Here is a 15,818-nt window from a genome sequence, read left to right on the forward strand (position 1 = left end):
GGGATGGACGCACCGCTGGTGTACCAGTTGTTCCGCCAGGAGCACCGCTGGGTAGCCAAGTGCGGACGGGATAAGCGCTGAAAGCATCTAAGCGCGAAGCCCCCTCCAAGATGAGATTTCCCAATTCGTAAGATCCCTGGAAGACGACCAGGTTGATAGGCTCGAGGTGGAAGCGCAGCAATGCGTGCAGCTGACGAGTACTAATCGATCGAGGGCTTATCCTAAAATCCTTCTCCGGAAGGTAAAGCAAATGCTAAGGCTAAGGATTCAACATTCGCATCCAGTTTTGAAGGTGTAACCTTCAAGGGTTTCTAGAATGACTTGTTCTAGCAGCCAAAAAAGACTGATCAGCACCGAGAAGGTTGAATTGGATCGAAGAAGGAGCAACGGAGTGTAGGCAATCCCTACATGAGTAGCGGACTTCGAGAGCCGGTTCAAGATTCGACGTCGAGTAAGCTCCTTGAGTTTGCTTCGTGATCATCAGTCGTCCTATTCCCTGATAGCTCAGTTGGTAGAGCACTCGACTGTTAATCGAGTTGTCACAGGTTCGAGTCCTGTTCGGGGAGCCATATAGAGAGGTGTCCGAGTGGTCGAAGGAGCACGATTGGAAATCGTGTAGGCTCTAACCGGGTCTCGAGGGTTCGAATCCCTTCCTCTCTGCCATATGCGGCCCGTTGGTCAAGGGGTTAAGACACCTCCCTTTCACGGAGGTAACAGGGGTTCGAATCCCCTACGGGTCACCAACTTCTCTAAAAAAGCTTGAAAAAAAGCTTGCCAGAGAACCCAAGATGTAGTAAGATATAAAAGTCGCTTATTATGGAGGCTTAGCTCAGCTGGGAGAGCATCTGCCTTACAAGCAGAGGGTCGGCGGTTCGATCCCGTCAGCCTCCACCATAATAATATCGCGGGGTGGAGCAGCTCGGTAGCTCGTCGGGCTCATAACCCGAAGGCCGCAGGTTCAAATCCTGCCCCCGCAACCAATTTACCAACTCGGTAGATACCGAACTTTCTAGTGTGGAGCCGTGGTGTAGAGGCCTAACATGCCTGCCTGTCACGCAGGAGACCGCGGGTTCGAATCCCGTCGGCTCCGCCATTTTTCAACAACATCAGGTAAGGCTCGGTAGCTCAGTTGGTAGAGCAGAGGACTGAAAATCCTCGTGTCGGCGGTTCGATTCCGTCCCGAGCCACCATTCTTGACAACTTAATATGCCGGTGTAGCTCAGTTGGTAGAGCAACTGACTTGTAATCAGTAGGTCGTGGGTTCGACTCCTATCGCCGGCACCATGTTTCATGGAGGATTAGTGAAGTGGCTAAACACGGCAGACTGTAAATCTGCTCTCTCTGAGTTCGGTGGTTCGAATCCATCATCCTCCACCATTTTCTTTATAGGGGCATAGTTTAAAGGTAGAACAAAGGTCTCCAAAACCTTTGGTGTGGGTTCAATTCCTGCTGCCCCTGCCACTTAACTGTTAGCATGGCGGTCGTGGCGAAGTGGTTAACGCATCGGATTGTGATTCCGACATTCGGGGGTTCAATTCCCCTCGATCGCCCCATTGCAATATTGGGGATTAGCCAAGTGGTAAGGCAACGGACTTTGACTCCGTCATTCCAAGGTTCGAATCCTTGATCCCCAGCCATTATTTTATGCGGAAGTGGCTCAGCGGTAGAGCATCGCCTTGCCAAGGCGAGGGTCGCGGGTTCGATTCCCGTCTTCCGCTCCATTATGGCGCCATAGCCAAGCGGTAAGGCAAAGCTCTGCAAAAGCTTTACCCCCAGTTCGAATCTGGGTGGCGCCTCCATTTTCTTTAAAAGCAGAATAATGGGCAATTGAATAATGATATGCCGGTGTGGCGGAATGGCAGACGCGCGCGACTCAAAATCGTGAGGGAAACCGTGGAGGTTCGAGTCCTCTCACCGGCACCATTACTTAACAACTCAAACTCTTATGTGCTTCATGCGCATAAGAGTTTTTTGTTTATCTGCTTTTGTCTGCGTATGTTGGAACGACGACTGAAGTGTGAATGTATACAGATGAATACAACAACAAACATAGAAGAAGCCCCGCATCGTAGATGCGGGGCTTGTCCATTTCCATATTACTTGCCTGTTGTTGCCGCAGGAGCGTCACCGGTAGTTGCATCACCTGTGCTGTTCGTAGGAGCAGCAGCCGTATCTGCAGTGAGGTTGTTAACGATCTTCGCTTGCGAACGCAGATCGCTGATCAGCGTTTGCGACAACGTGTAGATCTTCTGCGAAGTCAGCGTATCTGTAATGTCGGCTTTCTTCTCTTCAAGCGTTGGAGAAGATGCTTCTTTGCGATCCGTTACTTTGATGATGTGGTAGCCGTACTCCGATTTAACCGGTTCGCTCACTTCGCCAACCTTGAGGGAGAATGCTGCTGATTCGAATTCTTGGACCATATTGCCTTTGCTGAAGAAGTCGAGGTCACCGCCATTGGCCTTGGAACCTGTATCGAGCGATTTCTCTTTCGCCAGAGCTGCGAAGTCAGCGCCGTCTTTGAGTTGTTTCTCAATCGCATCCGCTTCTTCCTTCGTTGCAACGAGGATGTGAGAAGCGCGTACTTGCTCTTCCGTAGAGAACGATGCTTTGTTCTCATCGTAGTAGCTCTTGATGTCTTCATCCGTAATCTTGATTTGGTCGCTGAGCAGTTTGCGCAGCTGTGCTTGTTCAAGCAGGTCTGGATGGAGATCAGCTTCCGTCATTTTGTATTGCTGAAGAGCTTGTTGGAATGCTTCTTCGCTGCCCATGCTCTTCTTAATGACATCAAGTTCACGATTCAGATCAGCATCAGTTACCGTAATGCCTTTCTTCTGTGCTTCTTGGTTAACGAGTTCGTATGTGATCAGGCCTTCAACTGCGGATTCACCGTTGCCGCCTTTGACCAGCGTATCGTACAAGTCAGCTTTGCTAATCTTTACGCCGTTAACGGAGGCAGCTTCACCACTCAGGCCTCCACCGCCAGAGAATGCTTTGATGGAAACGACGATGAGAGCAACGAGCAGAATCGCACTTGCGACCCAACCGCCTACACCAGCGCGCTTCGGTGCAGCGCCAGCTGCTTGTGCTTGGTTGTTAACAGGTGCTTCGTTCTCGATATCGGCATCCGATTCGATGCTTGTCTCATTTTGTTTCTTCTCGTAGTAAATATCTTTGCTCGTTTCGATCTCTTCTTGACCCTCGATTGTATTATTTGAATTCGTTTCAACTTCGTCTTGCTCGTTAAAGCGCTTGTTTTCCTCAGACATGATTAGGTGTTACTCCTCTCTAATGTTTAAAAATGGTGCCCCATTGTATTACTATAACAGATTAAATAGGTGCGAACCTTAATAGCAAATAAAAAAACGATGGAGGAAAAAGTCCGAATGGGTCGAATACATAAAACTACAATTTAAATAGAGAAACGGAGCACAGAGATGGTTTTTGTTCAATCGCTGAAAGTAAAGCTACTGCTCAGTTTTGTTGCTGTCATCGTACCGCTCGTCCTGTTCATGATCGTGAATACGCTGTACGCGAAGGAAGTCGTACGGGATAAGGTGTCAGAGACGTACCGGAATACCCTTGATATATTCGTCAAGCAGACGGATAACAATCTAAGCGCTACGAGTGAATACTTGATGAAGATGGCGATTCTGGACAGCGACGTAGGCCTGCTGAGCTCGTATCCATATGCAACGGATAATTACGTATTAACGAAGGTCCGGATTTACAACAAACTGATACGGGACGTAGGTATCTACAACATGATCGATACGATCTTCTTGTACAGCAACAGCGACGTCATTATAGGTACGAAGAACAATAACTACGAGATGATGAAACAGCTGCTAAGAGATCACGTGCCCGATATTATTGAAAACGATACCAACAATCAAGGCCTGGACTCCTGGCAGGTAACGAGTGATGAGAATATGCCAAGCAAGAACATGTTGATGAAGACGATCCATGTAACGGACGACATCTATGTTGGCGCAATCATTCTTGTGCAGGACATTGCAGACATGCTTGATAAGCAGTGGAGCGAAGGAGCTATCGCGGATAGCGGGCTTTATTTGACTCAGCAGAACCAAATTGTGAATACGCTTGCAGGGGGAGATGGACCCGTTCAATTAGATGGTATTAATATTGGGAATGAACAGGCTTATGTCACTATGAAAGGGAGCGAATCAAGCGATTCTTATCTGGTCATGTACAAAGGCAGTCAGACGGCGAATATAGCCTATTCCATCATGCTGCCAGAGAAATCGATGCTTCAAGGACTGCCATTTTTCCAAATGGTCGTATTCCTTCTTCCGATCGGAATCTTCATTCTGCTTATGCTTTATCTCATATTCGTACAGCGAATTATGTTCAAACCGCTTGGCGAGCTTATTCTAGGCATGAAGAAGATATCGCTTGGCATGTTGGATGTAAGGCTGCAGTCGGATAAAACAGTGGAGTTCGTATTCCTAGCGAATACCTTCAATACAATGGCTGAGCAGATTAAGACGCTGAAGATCGGCATGTATGAGGAGCAGCTTCGCGTGAAGCAAGGTGAATTGAAGCAGTTGCAAGCGCAGATTAATCCGCATTTCTATATGAACTCACTGAACATTATTTATAACTTCGCTGCATTGAAGGATCATGAGTCGGTCAAAAAGATGTCGCTGCATCTGGCAGACTATTTCCGCTTCATCATGAGAGCCAATCGGGATACCATTACGCTCGATGAAGAACTGCGCCATATCGATAACTATATAACCATCCAAGAGCTGCGCTTCCCGAACAAGCTGGTCGTTACTTACGACATTCCGGAGCCGCTGAAGAATTTCCCGATTCCGGCGCTGACCGTGCAGCCTTTTGTAGAGAACTCGATTATCCATGGTTTCAAAAATCGCAAGCAGCTGTTCGTTATTCATATTTCGGTTCAGCAGGATATACAAGAAGGCGGAGGTTTCCTGCTTACGATTGCAGACAACGGGGTGGGCTTCCCGCCAGATGTGTTGGAGCAGCTGCGCGAAGGTAAACCTTTGGCTGAAGGTGAATCAAGCCGGCTTGGTATTATGAACGTTGCGCATCGGTTAAGTCTGCATTATGGTGAAGGCGCAAGCATTCGATTTGCCAATGGGGAAGAAGGAACGGGCACGGTCATTACGATCAAGTTTCCGAGTGTGACCGAACGAAAAGCATCCGCGGGTTAACTAACAATAAACACAATGCAGCTTGATGAAGTGAGGAGGGAGAATTATGGCATACAATCTACTTATCGTAGATGATGAGGATATTGCTATCAGAGGGATCGTTCATGGCATTGAATGGAGCGATATGCCGATCGCCAATATTTATACGGCTTGCGATGCCGAAGAAGCACAAGAGCTGCTCGGACAACATACGATCCATGTGCTGCTCTCGGATATCGATATGCCGAATCAGACTGGCATTGAGCTGCTTAGCTGGGTGAATGTGAATTCGCCGACTACGAAGACGATTCTGCTTACGGGACATGCTGACTTCAAATATGCACAGCAAGCGCTGCAGCTGGATGGTTTCGACTATTTGTTGAAGCCCGTCGATCATGAGCATTTGAAGAAGACGATTCTGCAGGCAGCGGAGAAGGTTCGCATTCAGGAGGAACATGACTCGTTCCATCGGACCTATGAGCATTATTATCAGCAATGGCAAAAGCAGCTGCCCGTTATGGCAGAGCGGTTGTGGGAAGACATCATTCATTGGCGGCAGTCGGTGTCGCCGCAGCAGTTGGATCCGCAATTAATGCTCTATGGCATTCCGCTTCAATCCGACTCGCAGATTAGCGTTGTCCTCATTAGTATTGAACAATGGCAGGAAGATTGGTCGGCGCGGGACGAAGAGATAATGACGTATGGCGTGAAGAATGCGGCAGAAGAAATCATTCTGAAGGATGCCAAAGGTCAGGTTGTATTAGATGCCAGCGGCGCATTGCTCGTGCTGATCTACGAGCCGGATGCAGTGTCTAAGGCAGAACTGGATTCCCGCTGCCGACAATACATTGAACAATGCGCATCGTATCTGCATTGTCAGCTGTCCTGTTACGTCGGTACGCCTTCATCGGTGGCTTCCTTAAGGGAGATTGTTGAAATGCTGGGCAACCTGGAGCGCAGCAATCTGACGGATACGTGCACAGTTGTACATGAACAGGAGAAAGATAAATTTAAGCCGCATACGGGTCCAGCAGCGTATCCGCCGCTGGCTGATTGGGCTGTGCTGCTTGAATGCGGTAAGCGGCCAGAGCTGTCGGCTCGCGTGGATGAATTTTTCAACCAATTGGCAGAAGAACAGGAAAACGTCGATTACGCTTATATCGTTTCCATCTACTTCGGAATTGTTCATACCGTATTCCAAACGTTCCAGCGTAAATCTCTGTCTGTTGATGCGGCATTCCCGCATCGGGAGTGGGAGGATGGCGGCCATGCGTTGAAGTCGCTTCAAGGGTTGAAGAGCTGGGCGCATTCGGTCTGTTCGCAAGGTGCAGAGTATGTAAGGCTGAACGGCAAGGATGTATCCAATATCGTTCGCAAGGTTCAGCAGTATATCGAGGACCATCTGGAGGAGGACATGAGTCGCGAGCAGCTGGCGGACTATGTGTTCTTGAACCCAGCTTACTTGTCTCGATTGTTCCGTAAAGAGACGGGATCATCCATCACCGACTATACGACGGAACGGAGAATGATCAAGGCGAAAGCAGAGCTTGAGAACAGCAACGTCCGTATCAGCGACATCGCGATCTCGGTCGGATATAGCAACTTCTCTCATTTCTCCAAGTTATTTAAGAAAGCGACAGGATTAACGCCGCAGGAGTATCGCCGTCTAATCCATCATGTCGATTAACGCTGATAGCAAGTAAAGATGTCACAGGAACGTTAATGAGGTCACGATGCAGATAGAGCGTCGTGGCTTTTTTCATTACAATGAGGAAGAAGAAACACAAGGAAGTCGCAAGAGAAGAGAATAGGAATGAAGCAGGAGGAAATTGGATGGCACTTACGCGTAATTTGCGCAAATACGGGATGTTCTACTTGATGCTGCTACCAGGGTTTTTGATTCTTCTAGTTAATAACTACATCCCGATGCTGGGTGTCGTAATCGCGTTCAAAAATATGACCTACCCGCACGCGAACATCATTATGAACTTTATCGACAGTAAATGGGTAGGGTTCGAGAACTTCAAGTACTTGTTCAAAACAAGCGACGCTTGGATCATTACGAGAAACACACTGCTCTACAACTCATTGTTTATTGTACTTAACTTAGTTATTCCTGTTGCTTTCGCTATCATGTTGAATGAGCTTCGCAGTAAGTTTCTTGCGCGGTTCCATCAATCCATCATATTCCTGCCATACATCTTGTCTTGGGTTGTTGTCTCGTACCTCGTTTATGGGTTGCTGCATGACAAAAACGGTTTCGTAAACACGACGGTGCTTCCGTTCTTTGGTGTAGACCCTGTACAATGGTACTTCAAAATTCATGCTTGGCCGTATATTCTTCCGATCGTTAACACGATCAAAAACGTCGGTTACTACATGGTCCTCTACATGGCAGCTATCATCGGCATCGACGACGAGTATTACGAAGCCGCAACGATTGACGGCGCTGGCAAGTGGCAGCAAATAATGAAGATCACGCTTCCGCTGCTCATGCCGATCATGATCATTATGACACTGCTCCAAATCGGACGTATCTTCTATGCGGACTTCGGTCTGTTCTACCAAGTGCCGAAGGAATCAGGCGTATTGTTCCCTGTTACTAACGTTATCGATACTTATGTATACCGTACCTTCCTTGCAATGGGTGATTCCGGATTATCGTCAGCTGCCGGTCTCTATCAATCCACTGTAGGTTTCGTTCTCGTGTTCCTGGCGAATTGGTTCGTCAGACGTATCGATAAAGACAGCGCGCTGTTTTAGATTAATGAAGGAGGCAATTCATGGAAGCGTCAATGACGACCCCGACAGAAAAAGCACCGTCACGGCCGGTCAATTCGGTTTCGCCGGTCGGCGACTGGTCTATAAAAATCATTTTCGGTTTGTATTCTCTAATGTGTATATTCCCGTTGGCGCTGCTTGTAATGGTGTCATTCTCTAGTGAGTCAGATGTCATCCGCGAAGGCTACAAGTTCATCCCGAAGCACTTTGACCTAAGCGCCTACAAGTTCGTATTCGAGGATTGGCACAATGTATTGAAATCATATGGGGTTTCGATCTTCGTAACGGTTGTCGGTACGCTTCTAAGCCTTGTTATTATGGCTCTGTATGCTTATCCGATCAGCCGTCCGGATTTCCCGCAGCGCAAGTTCTTCACCTTCTTCGTATTCTTCACGATGTTGTTCAACGGCGGTCTAGTACCTTGGTATCTCGTTTATGTAAAGATGCTGCATCTGAAAGATAACATCTGGGCGCTTATTCTTCCGCTTCTCGTCTCAGCGTTCTTCGTACTCATAATTCGAACATTCTTTGCAACTACGATTCCGGGAGCGGTAATCGAGTCAGCGAAGATCGACGGAGCTGGCGAGATGCGCATCTTCTTCAAAATCGTTCTGCCGTTGTCTCTGCCAGTACTTGCATCAACGGCACTCTTCAGTACGCTTAACTATTGGAATGACTGGTTCCTCTCGCTTGTGTTCATCCAGAAGAGCGATGGCTATATCAGCGTCCAGTATCTCATGTATAAAACATTAACGAACATCCAGTTCTTAATGACGCACACCGAAGCGATGAACGTCATTGGCGGAGCTACGAAGTTCCCGAATGAGACCGTACGGATGGCTATGGCCGTAATTGGTATCGGTCCGATCATCTTCGCGTATCCGTTCTTCCAGAAATATTTCGTAAAAGGTTTGACAGTCGGCGCGGTAAAGGGTTAAGTTAACCCAATGCGCCATGAAGGCGGCGAAAGCCGTCGCCTTTCTACTCTTGGCTGTAATCGGTTACAATCCGATATAGCATATATATTAATTACCATTGGGAGGTCAAATGGAAATGGTTAAGGCGAAAAAGAGTGCATTACTGCTTATGGTACTCGCCCTCACGTCGTCAATGGCTTTGGCAGCGTGCGGCAGCAAGGACGACGATAAGGGGACAAAAACAGACAGCACGACTCCGGCTGCTACTGATAACGACGTCAGCACGAAAACAGATGACAAAGAAACTGCTCCAACTTCTGATCTGAAGCCATACAAACTGGTCATGGTTTACCCAGGTACCGCTCAACCGGATGAAGCTAAAGTTGAAGATGCAATCAACAAATATTTGACGGAAAAAATCAATGCAACGATCGACCTCCAGCCTATCGACTGGACGGCTTGGGAAGATAAAGTTAACCTGATGATCGCTTCCCGTGATCCAGTGGATATCTTCTTCACGGCACAATGGACGAAATACGCAGTTAACGTAGGGAAGAAAGCGTTCCTTGATCTTGCTCCATACCTGGATAAATACGGCGCAGACATTAAAGCTGAGCTGGATCCTGCTTACTTGGAAGGCTCGAAGATCGATGGTAAGAACTATGGCGTTCCTACGAATAAAGAGCTCGCAGCTCAAGGCGGTATCGTATACCGTAAGGACTGGGCGGATGAACTGGGCATCGATATGAGCGCAGTGAAATCGATCCAAGACCTGGATGCCGTATTCGCTAAAGTTAAGGCAGCAAAACCAGAAGTTACGCCGCTGTACCTGCTCAAAGGCGAAAACTTCGACGCGCACTACTTCGGTAACTTCGATGCACTTGGCGATACATCCATCCCAGGCATTATTCTGAAGGATGCGTCGGATACGAAAGTTAAAGCAAGCTACGATACGCAGCGTTATGTAGATAACCTGAAGATTACGCGTGACTTCTTCAACAAAGGCTACATCAACAGCGACGCTGCAACGACGACGACGATGAATACGGAAGCGCTGAAAGCAGGCAACGTATTCGCAATCACTCAATCCCTGAAACCTGGTAAAGCAGAGGAAGTCGCTGCATCCACGGATCTCGTTGGTAAACTGGCTCAAATCGAACTCAATGAGAAAACGGTTTCGACTTCGGAAACATCCGGCTCGATGCTCGCAATCTCCACGACTTCGGGTGATCCAGATCGTGCCATGATGTTCATTAACCTGCTGCACACGGACAAATACCTGAACAACCTGCTCAACTTCGGTATCGAAGGCGACCACTACACACGTAACGGTGAAATCATCACGCAAACTGCTAACGCGAAGAACTATGCGCCAGGCGCTGCTTGGATGTTCGGTAACCAATTCCTGAACTACGTTATGGATTCGGAAGCTCCAGACAAGTGGGATCAATTCAAGAAATTCAACGAAGGTCCTAAAGTTTCCCCAGGCCTCGGCTTCGTATTCGACAGCGAGCCTGTGAAAGCTGAAGTTAGCGCGATCGTAAACATCGACCGTCAATACCAAGTAGCTCTGGAAACAGGTTCGGTTGACGTTGATTCTGTTCTTGCTGAGTACAAGGACAAACTGATCAAAGCTGGCGTTGAGAAAGTAATCACTGAGAAACAAGCGCAATTCGATAAGTTCCTTGCTGCGAAGTAATCTTCGATTGGTTTAAGTAATCACTACGATTTCGGCGTTAATGGTACACGTATTTCCCCCTCACCCAATTCTTGCGCTCTCCCTTCAGGGAGGGCGCTTTTTTTATATCTATAGAAGACCAAATTCGTGTAGAAGATAACGCCTAGCTGCTGAGTATGGCCGTCAATATTGGAATAGCTTTATATAGAAGAAGTTCATGTTCGGATAAGCAGCGATCTAATGGTCTGAGAGGTGCTCCGACTGAAGGTTGGAGGGCGCCCCGACCTAGGTCCAGTCACAAAAACAGCCGGGAGTCCGTTTTGGCAAAGCGCAAAACAACCTAGAATAAGGACATAAGGTTAAGCAAACAAGTTGAGAGAAACGAAGGTGGTGGAAAACGATATGAATAACCAATCGGCAAAAGGAATCGCGTTAATCGTCGTCGGCGGACTCATCGCGTTACCCATTCTAGGCATCACGCTCGGATGGATTATCAAGCTGCTCTTCCCGATCATCCTAATCGGTCTTGGTGTGGTAGGTTGGCGGAACAACAGCAAAGTGCTAGGCGGTCTGATGATCGCATTCGGCGGACTGATGGTGCTAGGCAAGTTTCACACATGGATCTTGCTGGCAATCGCGATCGCACTCGTAGCATTCGGTGTATCGCACCTCAACAAGAGAAAGTACTAAAACAAGCTTAGATCGACACGGATAGAAATAGGAGGAGGAAAGAACCGATGAGCATTATTCGGAGAGTGCGAGACATTACAGCGGCAACTTTGAACGAACGGTTGGAAAAATCGGAAGATCCGGTTCGATTGATCGATCAGTTTCTCTGGTCGACACGAGAAGAGATCATCCAATGCGAGAAGCTGTACCAACAGTACAGCGAACACAATCATCACTTGAAATCGCAATGGCTGCAAGCGGATCAGCACAAAGAGAAGCGTGAACAGCAAGCGATGACGGCTTTAAAGGCCGGCGAAGAGAACCTGGCACGCATCGCCCTCCACGAGAAGCAAGCAGCAGAAGAACGCGCTAATTCGTACCGCGAGCTTTATGAACAGTCGAGCAACAACGTCGTCGAGCTTGAGAATCAGCTTCGCGAGCTGCGCAGCGAATACCAGAGCGTGTATGACAAGCGCGAGTACTACGCGGCACGGATGGAATCATTGAGACTGCAGCAGCGCATGAATGCAAGATACGGTGCGCAGGGCCAAGAGCCGGTATCCATGTTCCGCCGCCTGGAAGACCGTATCAGTGATATGGAGATGGAAGCGAAGAGCTTGCGTGACATTCGAAGAATCGGTGCAGAGGTACTGTATGAAGCCGGCAGCCGCGTACAATCGGTTGTCGAGCGCGAATTGGAGCAATTGAAACGCAAGCTTGAGAAAGAAGGGTGGTCGTCCTCGTCATGAGTAAAATGTATCGATCCAGTCGAGATAAGAAGCTGTTCGGATTGTGCGGTGGCTTAGCAGAAGCAATGGGAGTAGATGCAACACTTATTCGTATACTCCTCATTGTTCTCGCCGTATTCTCCGGCGGTACCGTTATCCCGATCTACATTCTAGCAGCATTCGTTGTACCGAAGGCGCCATATTATGGCGGATTCAATGGAAATGGCTTTGGACCAGGACCTAATGGCCCTTACTACGACCACGGTTATGGCCAGCAGCATCACCAAGGCTACAACAATGGTTACAACAACCCGCCATACGGCGGAGCGGGCGCTAACAACGGTCCATATGGCAACCCATCCGGCAACCGTCAATATAATGCTGGCAATAACGCTAATCAATTCGATTCGATGATGGAAGATCTGGAGCGCAAAGCGCTTCGCAAAGAAGTAGAAGAACTGAAATCCAAACTAGCGAAGTATGAGAAGGGAGATTTTTAATATGGGAATCTTTAAACGCATGAAGGATTTGACGAAGGCATCGGTACATGAGCTGCTTGATAAAGTGGAAGATCCAGTAATTATGCTGAACCAATACCTCCGCGATATGGAGGAAGAAATTCGCCAAGCTGAAGTAACAGTAGCGAAGCAACTGACGAATGAGCGCCGCATGAAGCAGCGTGTAGAAGAAGCAGCGCGCTCGGCAGCATCGCTTGAGCCAAGAGCAGAAGCAGCACTCCGTGCAGGTCATGAAGAGCAAGCACGCAAGCTGCTTGAAGAGAAGATCGTTCTGGAACAAAAGGTTACGGAATACACAGAGCTTCACGCACAAGCTAAAGCACAAGCTGATGATCTCATGCAGCAGCTGCACGGCATGAAGGATGAGTTCTACCAGCTCCGCAACAAGCGCAACGAGCTTGCAACACGTGCTCAGCTGGCGAAAGCGAAGAAACAGCTGTCGCAGCTGTCCGCAACGCAAAACTCGATTACGAGCGGCGGCGCTTCACGCGGCTTCAGCCGGATGGAAGAGAAAATCATTCAGATGGAAGCGGAAGCAGACGTTCTCCGCACGCCATATCCAGCATACAACAATGCTTCTGTCGCTTCGACGATCGACCTTGAGAAACGCGGCATCGTAGAAGAACAGCTGGAAGCATTGAAGAAAAAACTGAATAGCAGCGCAGAGTAATCGATAGCTGCATGATTGTAATGGGCGGACCGTCATGAACGGCCGCCCTTCTTGGGCGACAATTTGCAAAGAATGCAACAGATCGTGTCTTTCATTCGATCTGGAATACGTCTACAATTATGGGTAGAGTGAACGTACGCACCATAAGGGCGGGAGAAGGAGCACGTGGTTCATGTCTGTCAAAAAAAACGAGCAATCGAAAGCGACCAAGCGGAAAAGCCAAGCAGCTGAAACGATCATATGGTTGTTGATTGTCATTGGACTTCTGCTAATTGTGCTTCATAGCTTGGGTTACATAGAAGTGTTCACGCTTCAAAGCCGAGGAGCCATTATTTCACTTGCAATCATCGCTGCAGCACTGGCTGCTGCGGCGTTAAACAGCTATCTGCAGGGGCTGCGCCTGAAGGAGGCGCTGCAGCGTCTTGCAGATCGTCAATATCGCCGACCACGGGTTACAATAGACCATGCAGAGGACGAAGCGGATGGCATCAGCAGCGAAGAAACGGATGAGATGTGGGAAGAGAAGGTGAAATTCTCTGCCGTTATCGAAGAGCGTCAGCGTCTTGCGCGCGAGCTCCATGATGCGGTCAGTCAGCAGCTGTTTGCCATATCGATGACAGCGACGGCTGTTGGGCGTACGATTGAGAAGGACTGGGAGCGTGCGAAACGGCAGGTAGAGCTGATCGAAGAGATGGCGGCTGTCGCGCAATCCGAGATGCGGGCGCTTCTGCTGCACCTGCGGCCTGTCCATCTGGACGGCAAGAACTTGGGCGAAGCACTGCAAACGCTTGTCTATGAGCTGCAACAGAAAACATCGATGTCCATTACCTTGACTGTAGATGGCGAGATGACATTGGATACGCAATCGGAGGACCATCTGTTCCGAATTGCGCAGGAAGCGATCTCGAATACGCTGCGCCACTCGAAGGCCCAGTCGATGTCGATTCATCTGAGCGGCTTCGGCAGGCAGGTGCGGCTTACTTTTGTAGATGATGGGGTAGGGTTCGAAGTTGAAGAGCGTAAGCATTCCTCTTATGGCTTGCTGACGATGGAGGAGCGGGTGCTGGAGATGGGCGGCTCGCTTGATATCGAGAGCAAATCCGGGGCAGGCACGAAGATCGATATATGGGTACCAGCGCGAACGGCGGAATAAGGGAGGAGCAAGGGCGATGGATAAAGTCAGTCACAGTAATGAGACGGAAATTGGACATTCGATAAAAGTGCTGCTGGTCGATGATCATGAGATGGTTCGAATCGGCTTGGCAGCCGTTCTAGATACAGAGGATGGCATTGAGGTTGTAGGAGAAGCAAGCAACGGGTATGACGGTATTCGTCTTGCGCAAGCTTATTCGCCCGATGTCGTCCTGATGGACCTCGTAATGGAAGGCATGGACGGCGTGGAGACGACGCGCAAAATATTAGAGTTGTATCCGGACTGTAAGGTCATTGTTCTGACGAGCTATCTGGATGACAGCAAGCTGTATCCGGTCATCGAGGCGGGAGCTTTCAGCTATCTGCTCAAAACTTCGCGCGCCAGTGAAATCGCCGATGCGATTCGCGCTGCTGCACGAGGACAGTCGGTGCTCGAATCGCAGGTTGCTGCGAAGATGATGAATCGGTTCCGTCAGCCCAAGCAGTCGGCGGCGAAGCTGCATGAGCAATTGACCGAACGTGAGATGGAAGTGCTCAAGCTCGTCGCAACGGGCAAATCCAATCAAGAGATTGCCGATGAGCTGTTCATCGGGATCAAGACGGTTAAGTTCCATGTTACGAATATTTTCTCCAAATTGAATGTAGACGATCGTACGCAGGCTGCTATCTATGCGCATAAGCATGGTTTGGCGGAATAAGCGGGATCGCTTGCATCTGCATGATACTTGCATTTGCTGCCGGCAGACGATAATCGTCTTGCCGGCTTTTTTCTTTGTCTGTTACAATAGTAATTATTGGATATTTGATTGGTGTGGAGTTGTAGGCTGTTAGCCTTGTCGCTCAATGAGCAGACTGAGCGAGTGAATCATCGTACTGTAAGACTGTAGACGAGCATGAGGAGAATAGCTGTAGCCAGTGCTTCTCATCATACGCGCGAGCAGCTTAGGTTCAATGAGCATACTTGCAGGTGTGCGCTCGATCTGATGAATGACCTTCAGGACGGCTGATGCAGGACCACCGATATCGAACAGATGGGATACATCATCTTGGAACGATTCCGATAGCGCCTTCTTCCAAGACTGACGCAGACAAGGATGCTCATCGAATAGCTGTATGGCTGCTTCGAACTCGCGTTGGAAATCGGCCGCAAGAGAAGTAGGGGTATGGGAAGCGTCCTTCCGTTTATGTCTAAGCTGACGCGGCAGAGGGGTTAAGCCCCGAACGATCGTCTTGGTCAGAATGGAAAGCTGCTTTATGAGAGCGGATATGGCTTGCGCGGCTTCCGAAGCGGCCTTGCGATCATCCTGCTTGTCCGCCCCCGTATCAAGCAGGGCATCGTGTTCCTCTTGAAGCTTATACTCGGCATACGGTCTAATGCGCTGAACGCGAGATACGGCTGTTGGAATGGACTTTGGTTGAAGCGGATCGATTCTCATCATGCAGAAGGTGGCGAATGGTGTCGGCGGGCGCGGAACGTGAGCCGCGCGCCGCTCGAGCAACAGGATTGCGGAGAAGGAATGCAATGAAT

At 48.9% G+C, this 15,818-nt stretch carries 13 protein-coding genes, 15 tRNA genes and 1 rRNA gene; 27 read left to right on the forward strand and 2 right to left on the reverse strand.

The genetic code is table 11. The features are described 5' to 3' along the window. The 16 genes from H8B09_RS00005 to H8B09_RS00080 form a co-directional block, all read left to right on the forward strand. Positions 1-224, forward strand: a 23S ribosomal RNA gene (locus tag H8B09_RS00005); the annotation flags it as partial. A gap of 269 nt (positions 225-493) precedes the next feature. Further along, a tRNA-Asn gene (locus H8B09_RS00010) sits at positions 494-569 on the forward strand. 3 nt (positions 570-572) lie between these two features. Then, positions 573-663: transfer RNA gene (locus H8B09_RS00015), tRNA-Ser, on the forward strand. Positions 664-668: 5 nt separating this feature from the next. Beyond that, a tRNA-Glu gene (locus H8B09_RS00020) sits at positions 669-743 on the forward strand. A 75-nt stretch (positions 744-818) separates the two neighbouring features. Further along, positions 819-894: transfer RNA gene (locus H8B09_RS00025), tRNA-Val, on the forward strand. Positions 895-903: 9 nt separating this feature from the next. Next, positions 904-980: transfer RNA gene (locus tag H8B09_RS00030), tRNA-Met, on the forward strand. Between the two features lie 36 nt (positions 981-1,016). Beyond that, positions 1,017-1,093, forward strand: a tRNA-Asp gene (locus H8B09_RS00035). A gap of 21 nt (positions 1,094-1,114) precedes the next feature. Next, positions 1,115-1,190, forward strand: a tRNA-Phe gene (locus H8B09_RS00040). 18 nt (positions 1,191-1,208) lie between these two features. Then, positions 1,209-1,284, forward strand: a tRNA-Thr gene (locus H8B09_RS00045). Between the two features lie 8 nt (positions 1,285-1,292). Next, positions 1,293-1,377, forward strand: a tRNA-Tyr gene (locus H8B09_RS00050). A 10-nt stretch (positions 1,378-1,387) separates the two neighbouring features. Beyond that, positions 1,388-1,461 (forward strand) — tRNA-Trp (locus H8B09_RS00055). Positions 1,462-1,477: 16 nt separating this feature from the next. Continuing rightward, positions 1,478-1,553: transfer RNA gene (locus H8B09_RS00060), tRNA-His, on the forward strand. 9 nt (positions 1,554-1,562) lie between these two features. Further along, a tRNA-Gln gene (locus H8B09_RS00065) sits at positions 1,563-1,637 on the forward strand. A gap of 9 nt (positions 1,638-1,646) precedes the next feature. Further along, positions 1,647-1,721: transfer RNA gene (locus tag H8B09_RS00070), tRNA-Gly, on the forward strand. Positions 1,722-1,725: 4 nt separating this feature from the next. Beyond that, a tRNA-Cys gene (locus tag H8B09_RS00075) sits at positions 1,726-1,799 on the forward strand. Positions 1,800-1,841: 42 nt separating this feature from the next. Beyond that, positions 1,842-1,923 (forward strand) — tRNA-Leu (locus tag H8B09_RS00080). Between the two features lie 173 nt (positions 1,924-2,096). Here the strand turns inward: H8B09_RS00080 and H8B09_RS00085 are convergent. After that, a complete protein-coding gene (locus H8B09_RS00085) occupies positions 2,097-3,266 on the reverse strand; it encodes a foldase protein PrsA (protein WP_191201473.1) in 1,170 nt (389 codons plus the stop codon). Positions 3,267-3,434: 168 nt separating this feature from the next. On the opposite strand from H8B09_RS00085, the gene H8B09_RS00090 reads away from it, so the two are divergent. From H8B09_RS00090 to H8B09_RS00140, 11 genes are all read left to right on the forward strand, one after another. After that, a complete protein-coding gene (locus H8B09_RS00090; RefSeq protein WP_191201474.1) occupies positions 3,435-5,198 on the forward strand; it encodes a sensor histidine kinase in 1,764 nt (587 codons plus the stop codon). Between the two features lie 46 nt (positions 5,199-5,244). Then, positions 5,245-6,864 (forward strand): response regulator transcription factor, encoded by a 1,620-nt coding sequence (locus H8B09_RS00095; RefSeq protein ID WP_191201475.1) that lies wholly within the window; start codon positions 5,245-5,247, stop codon positions 6,862-6,864. 146 nt (positions 6,865-7,010) lie between these two features. After that, a complete protein-coding gene (locus tag H8B09_RS00100; protein ID WP_224753167.1) occupies positions 7,011-7,940 on the forward strand; it encodes an ABC transporter permease in 930 nt (309 codons plus the stop codon). 20 nt (positions 7,941-7,960) lie between these two features. Further along, a complete protein-coding gene (locus H8B09_RS00105; protein ID WP_224753168.1) occupies positions 7,961-8,896 on the forward strand; it encodes a carbohydrate ABC transporter permease in 936 nt (311 codons plus the stop codon). A gap of 115 nt (positions 8,897-9,011) precedes the next feature. After that, entirely contained in the window at positions 9,012-10,574 is a 1,563-nt protein-coding gene (locus H8B09_RS00110; RefSeq protein ID WP_191201476.1) for an ABC transporter substrate-binding protein, read from the forward strand. A gap of 381 nt (positions 10,575-10,955) precedes the next feature. After that, positions 10,956-11,243 (forward strand): LiaF transmembrane domain-containing protein, encoded by a 288-nt coding sequence (locus H8B09_RS00115; RefSeq protein ID WP_191201477.1) that lies wholly within the window; start codon positions 10,956-10,958, stop codon positions 11,241-11,243. A 47-nt stretch (positions 11,244-11,290) separates the two neighbouring features. Further along, positions 11,291-11,971: a PspA/IM30 family protein gene (locus tag H8B09_RS00120; RefSeq protein ID WP_191201478.1), complete on the forward strand. Its 681-nt coding sequence runs from the start codon at positions 11,291-11,293 to the stop codon at positions 11,969-11,971. Beyond that, the gene (locus H8B09_RS00125) at positions 11,968-12,450 is read left to right on the forward strand and encodes a PspC domain-containing protein (protein WP_191201479.1); all 483 of its coding nucleotides are present in this window, start codon (positions 11,968-11,970) and stop codon (positions 12,448-12,450) included. Before H8B09_RS00120 ends, H8B09_RS00125 begins: the two co-directional genes overlap by 4 nt. A 1-nt stretch (position 12,451) precedes the next feature. Beyond that, positions 12,452-13,138, forward strand: a complete 687-nt coding sequence (locus tag H8B09_RS00130; protein WP_191201480.1) for a PspA/IM30 family protein — start codon at positions 12,452-12,454, stop codon at positions 13,136-13,138. Positions 13,139-13,310: 172 nt separating this feature from the next. Further along, positions 13,311-14,291, forward strand: a complete 981-nt coding sequence (locus H8B09_RS00135; protein WP_191201481.1) for a sensor histidine kinase — start codon at positions 13,311-13,313, stop codon at positions 14,289-14,291. Positions 14,292-14,307: 16 nt separating this feature from the next. Next, entirely contained in the window at positions 14,308-14,988 is a 681-nt protein-coding gene (locus H8B09_RS00140; RefSeq protein WP_191201482.1) for a response regulator transcription factor, read from the forward strand. A gap of 129 nt (positions 14,989-15,117) precedes the next feature. On the opposite strand, the gene H8B09_RS00145 is transcribed toward H8B09_RS00140, so the two are convergent. Continuing rightward, positions 15,118-15,813 carry a hypothetical protein gene (locus tag H8B09_RS00145; RefSeq protein WP_224753169.1) on the reverse strand — a complete coding sequence of 232 codons (696 nt, stop codon included), beginning with the start codon at positions 15,811-15,813 and terminating at the stop codon, positions 15,118-15,120. Between the last annotated feature and the right edge of the window lie 5 nt (positions 15,814-15,818).

The organism is Paenibacillus terricola (assembly GCF_014779765.1).
GTDB lineage: Bacteria > Bacillota > Bacilli > Paenibacillales > Paenibacillaceae > Paenibacillus_T > Paenibacillus_T terricola.

Coding starts and splice junctions, on each gene's coding strand:
- H8B09_RS00085 (WP_191201473.1), bottom strand. CDS start 3,266: ATGTCTGAGGAAAACAAGCGCTTTAACGAGCAAGACGAAGTTGAAACG.
- H8B09_RS00090 (WP_191201474.1), top strand. CDS start 3,435: ATGGTTTTTGTTCAATCGCTGAAAGTAAAGCTACTGCTCAGTTTTGTT.
- H8B09_RS00095 (WP_191201475.1), top strand. CDS start 5,245: ATGGCATACAATCTACTTATCGTAGATGATGAGGATATTGCTATCAGA.
- H8B09_RS00100 (WP_224753167.1), top strand. CDS start 7,011: ATGGCACTTACGCGTAATTTGCGCAAATACGGGATGTTCTACTTGATG.
- H8B09_RS00105 (WP_224753168.1), top strand. CDS start 7,961: ATGGAAGCGTCAATGACGACCCCGACAGAAAAAGCACCGTCACGGCCG.
- H8B09_RS00110 (WP_191201476.1), top strand. CDS start 9,012: ATGGTTAAGGCGAAAAAGAGTGCATTACTGCTTATGGTACTCGCCCTC.
- H8B09_RS00115 (WP_191201477.1), top strand. CDS start 10,956: ATGAATAACCAATCGGCAAAAGGAATCGCGTTAATCGTCGTCGGCGGA.
- H8B09_RS00120 (WP_191201478.1), top strand. CDS start 11,291: ATGAGCATTATTCGGAGAGTGCGAGACATTACAGCGGCAACTTTGAAC.
- H8B09_RS00125 (WP_191201479.1), top strand. CDS start 11,968: ATGAGTAAAATGTATCGATCCAGTCGAGATAAGAAGCTGTTCGGATTG.
- H8B09_RS00130 (WP_191201480.1), top strand. CDS start 12,452: ATGGGAATCTTTAAACGCATGAAGGATTTGACGAAGGCATCGGTACAT.
- H8B09_RS00135 (WP_191201481.1), top strand. CDS start 13,311: ATGTCTGTCAAAAAAAACGAGCAATCGAAAGCGACCAAGCGGAAAAGC.
- H8B09_RS00140 (WP_191201482.1), top strand. CDS start 14,308: ATGGATAAAGTCAGTCACAGTAATGAGACGGAAATTGGACATTCGATA.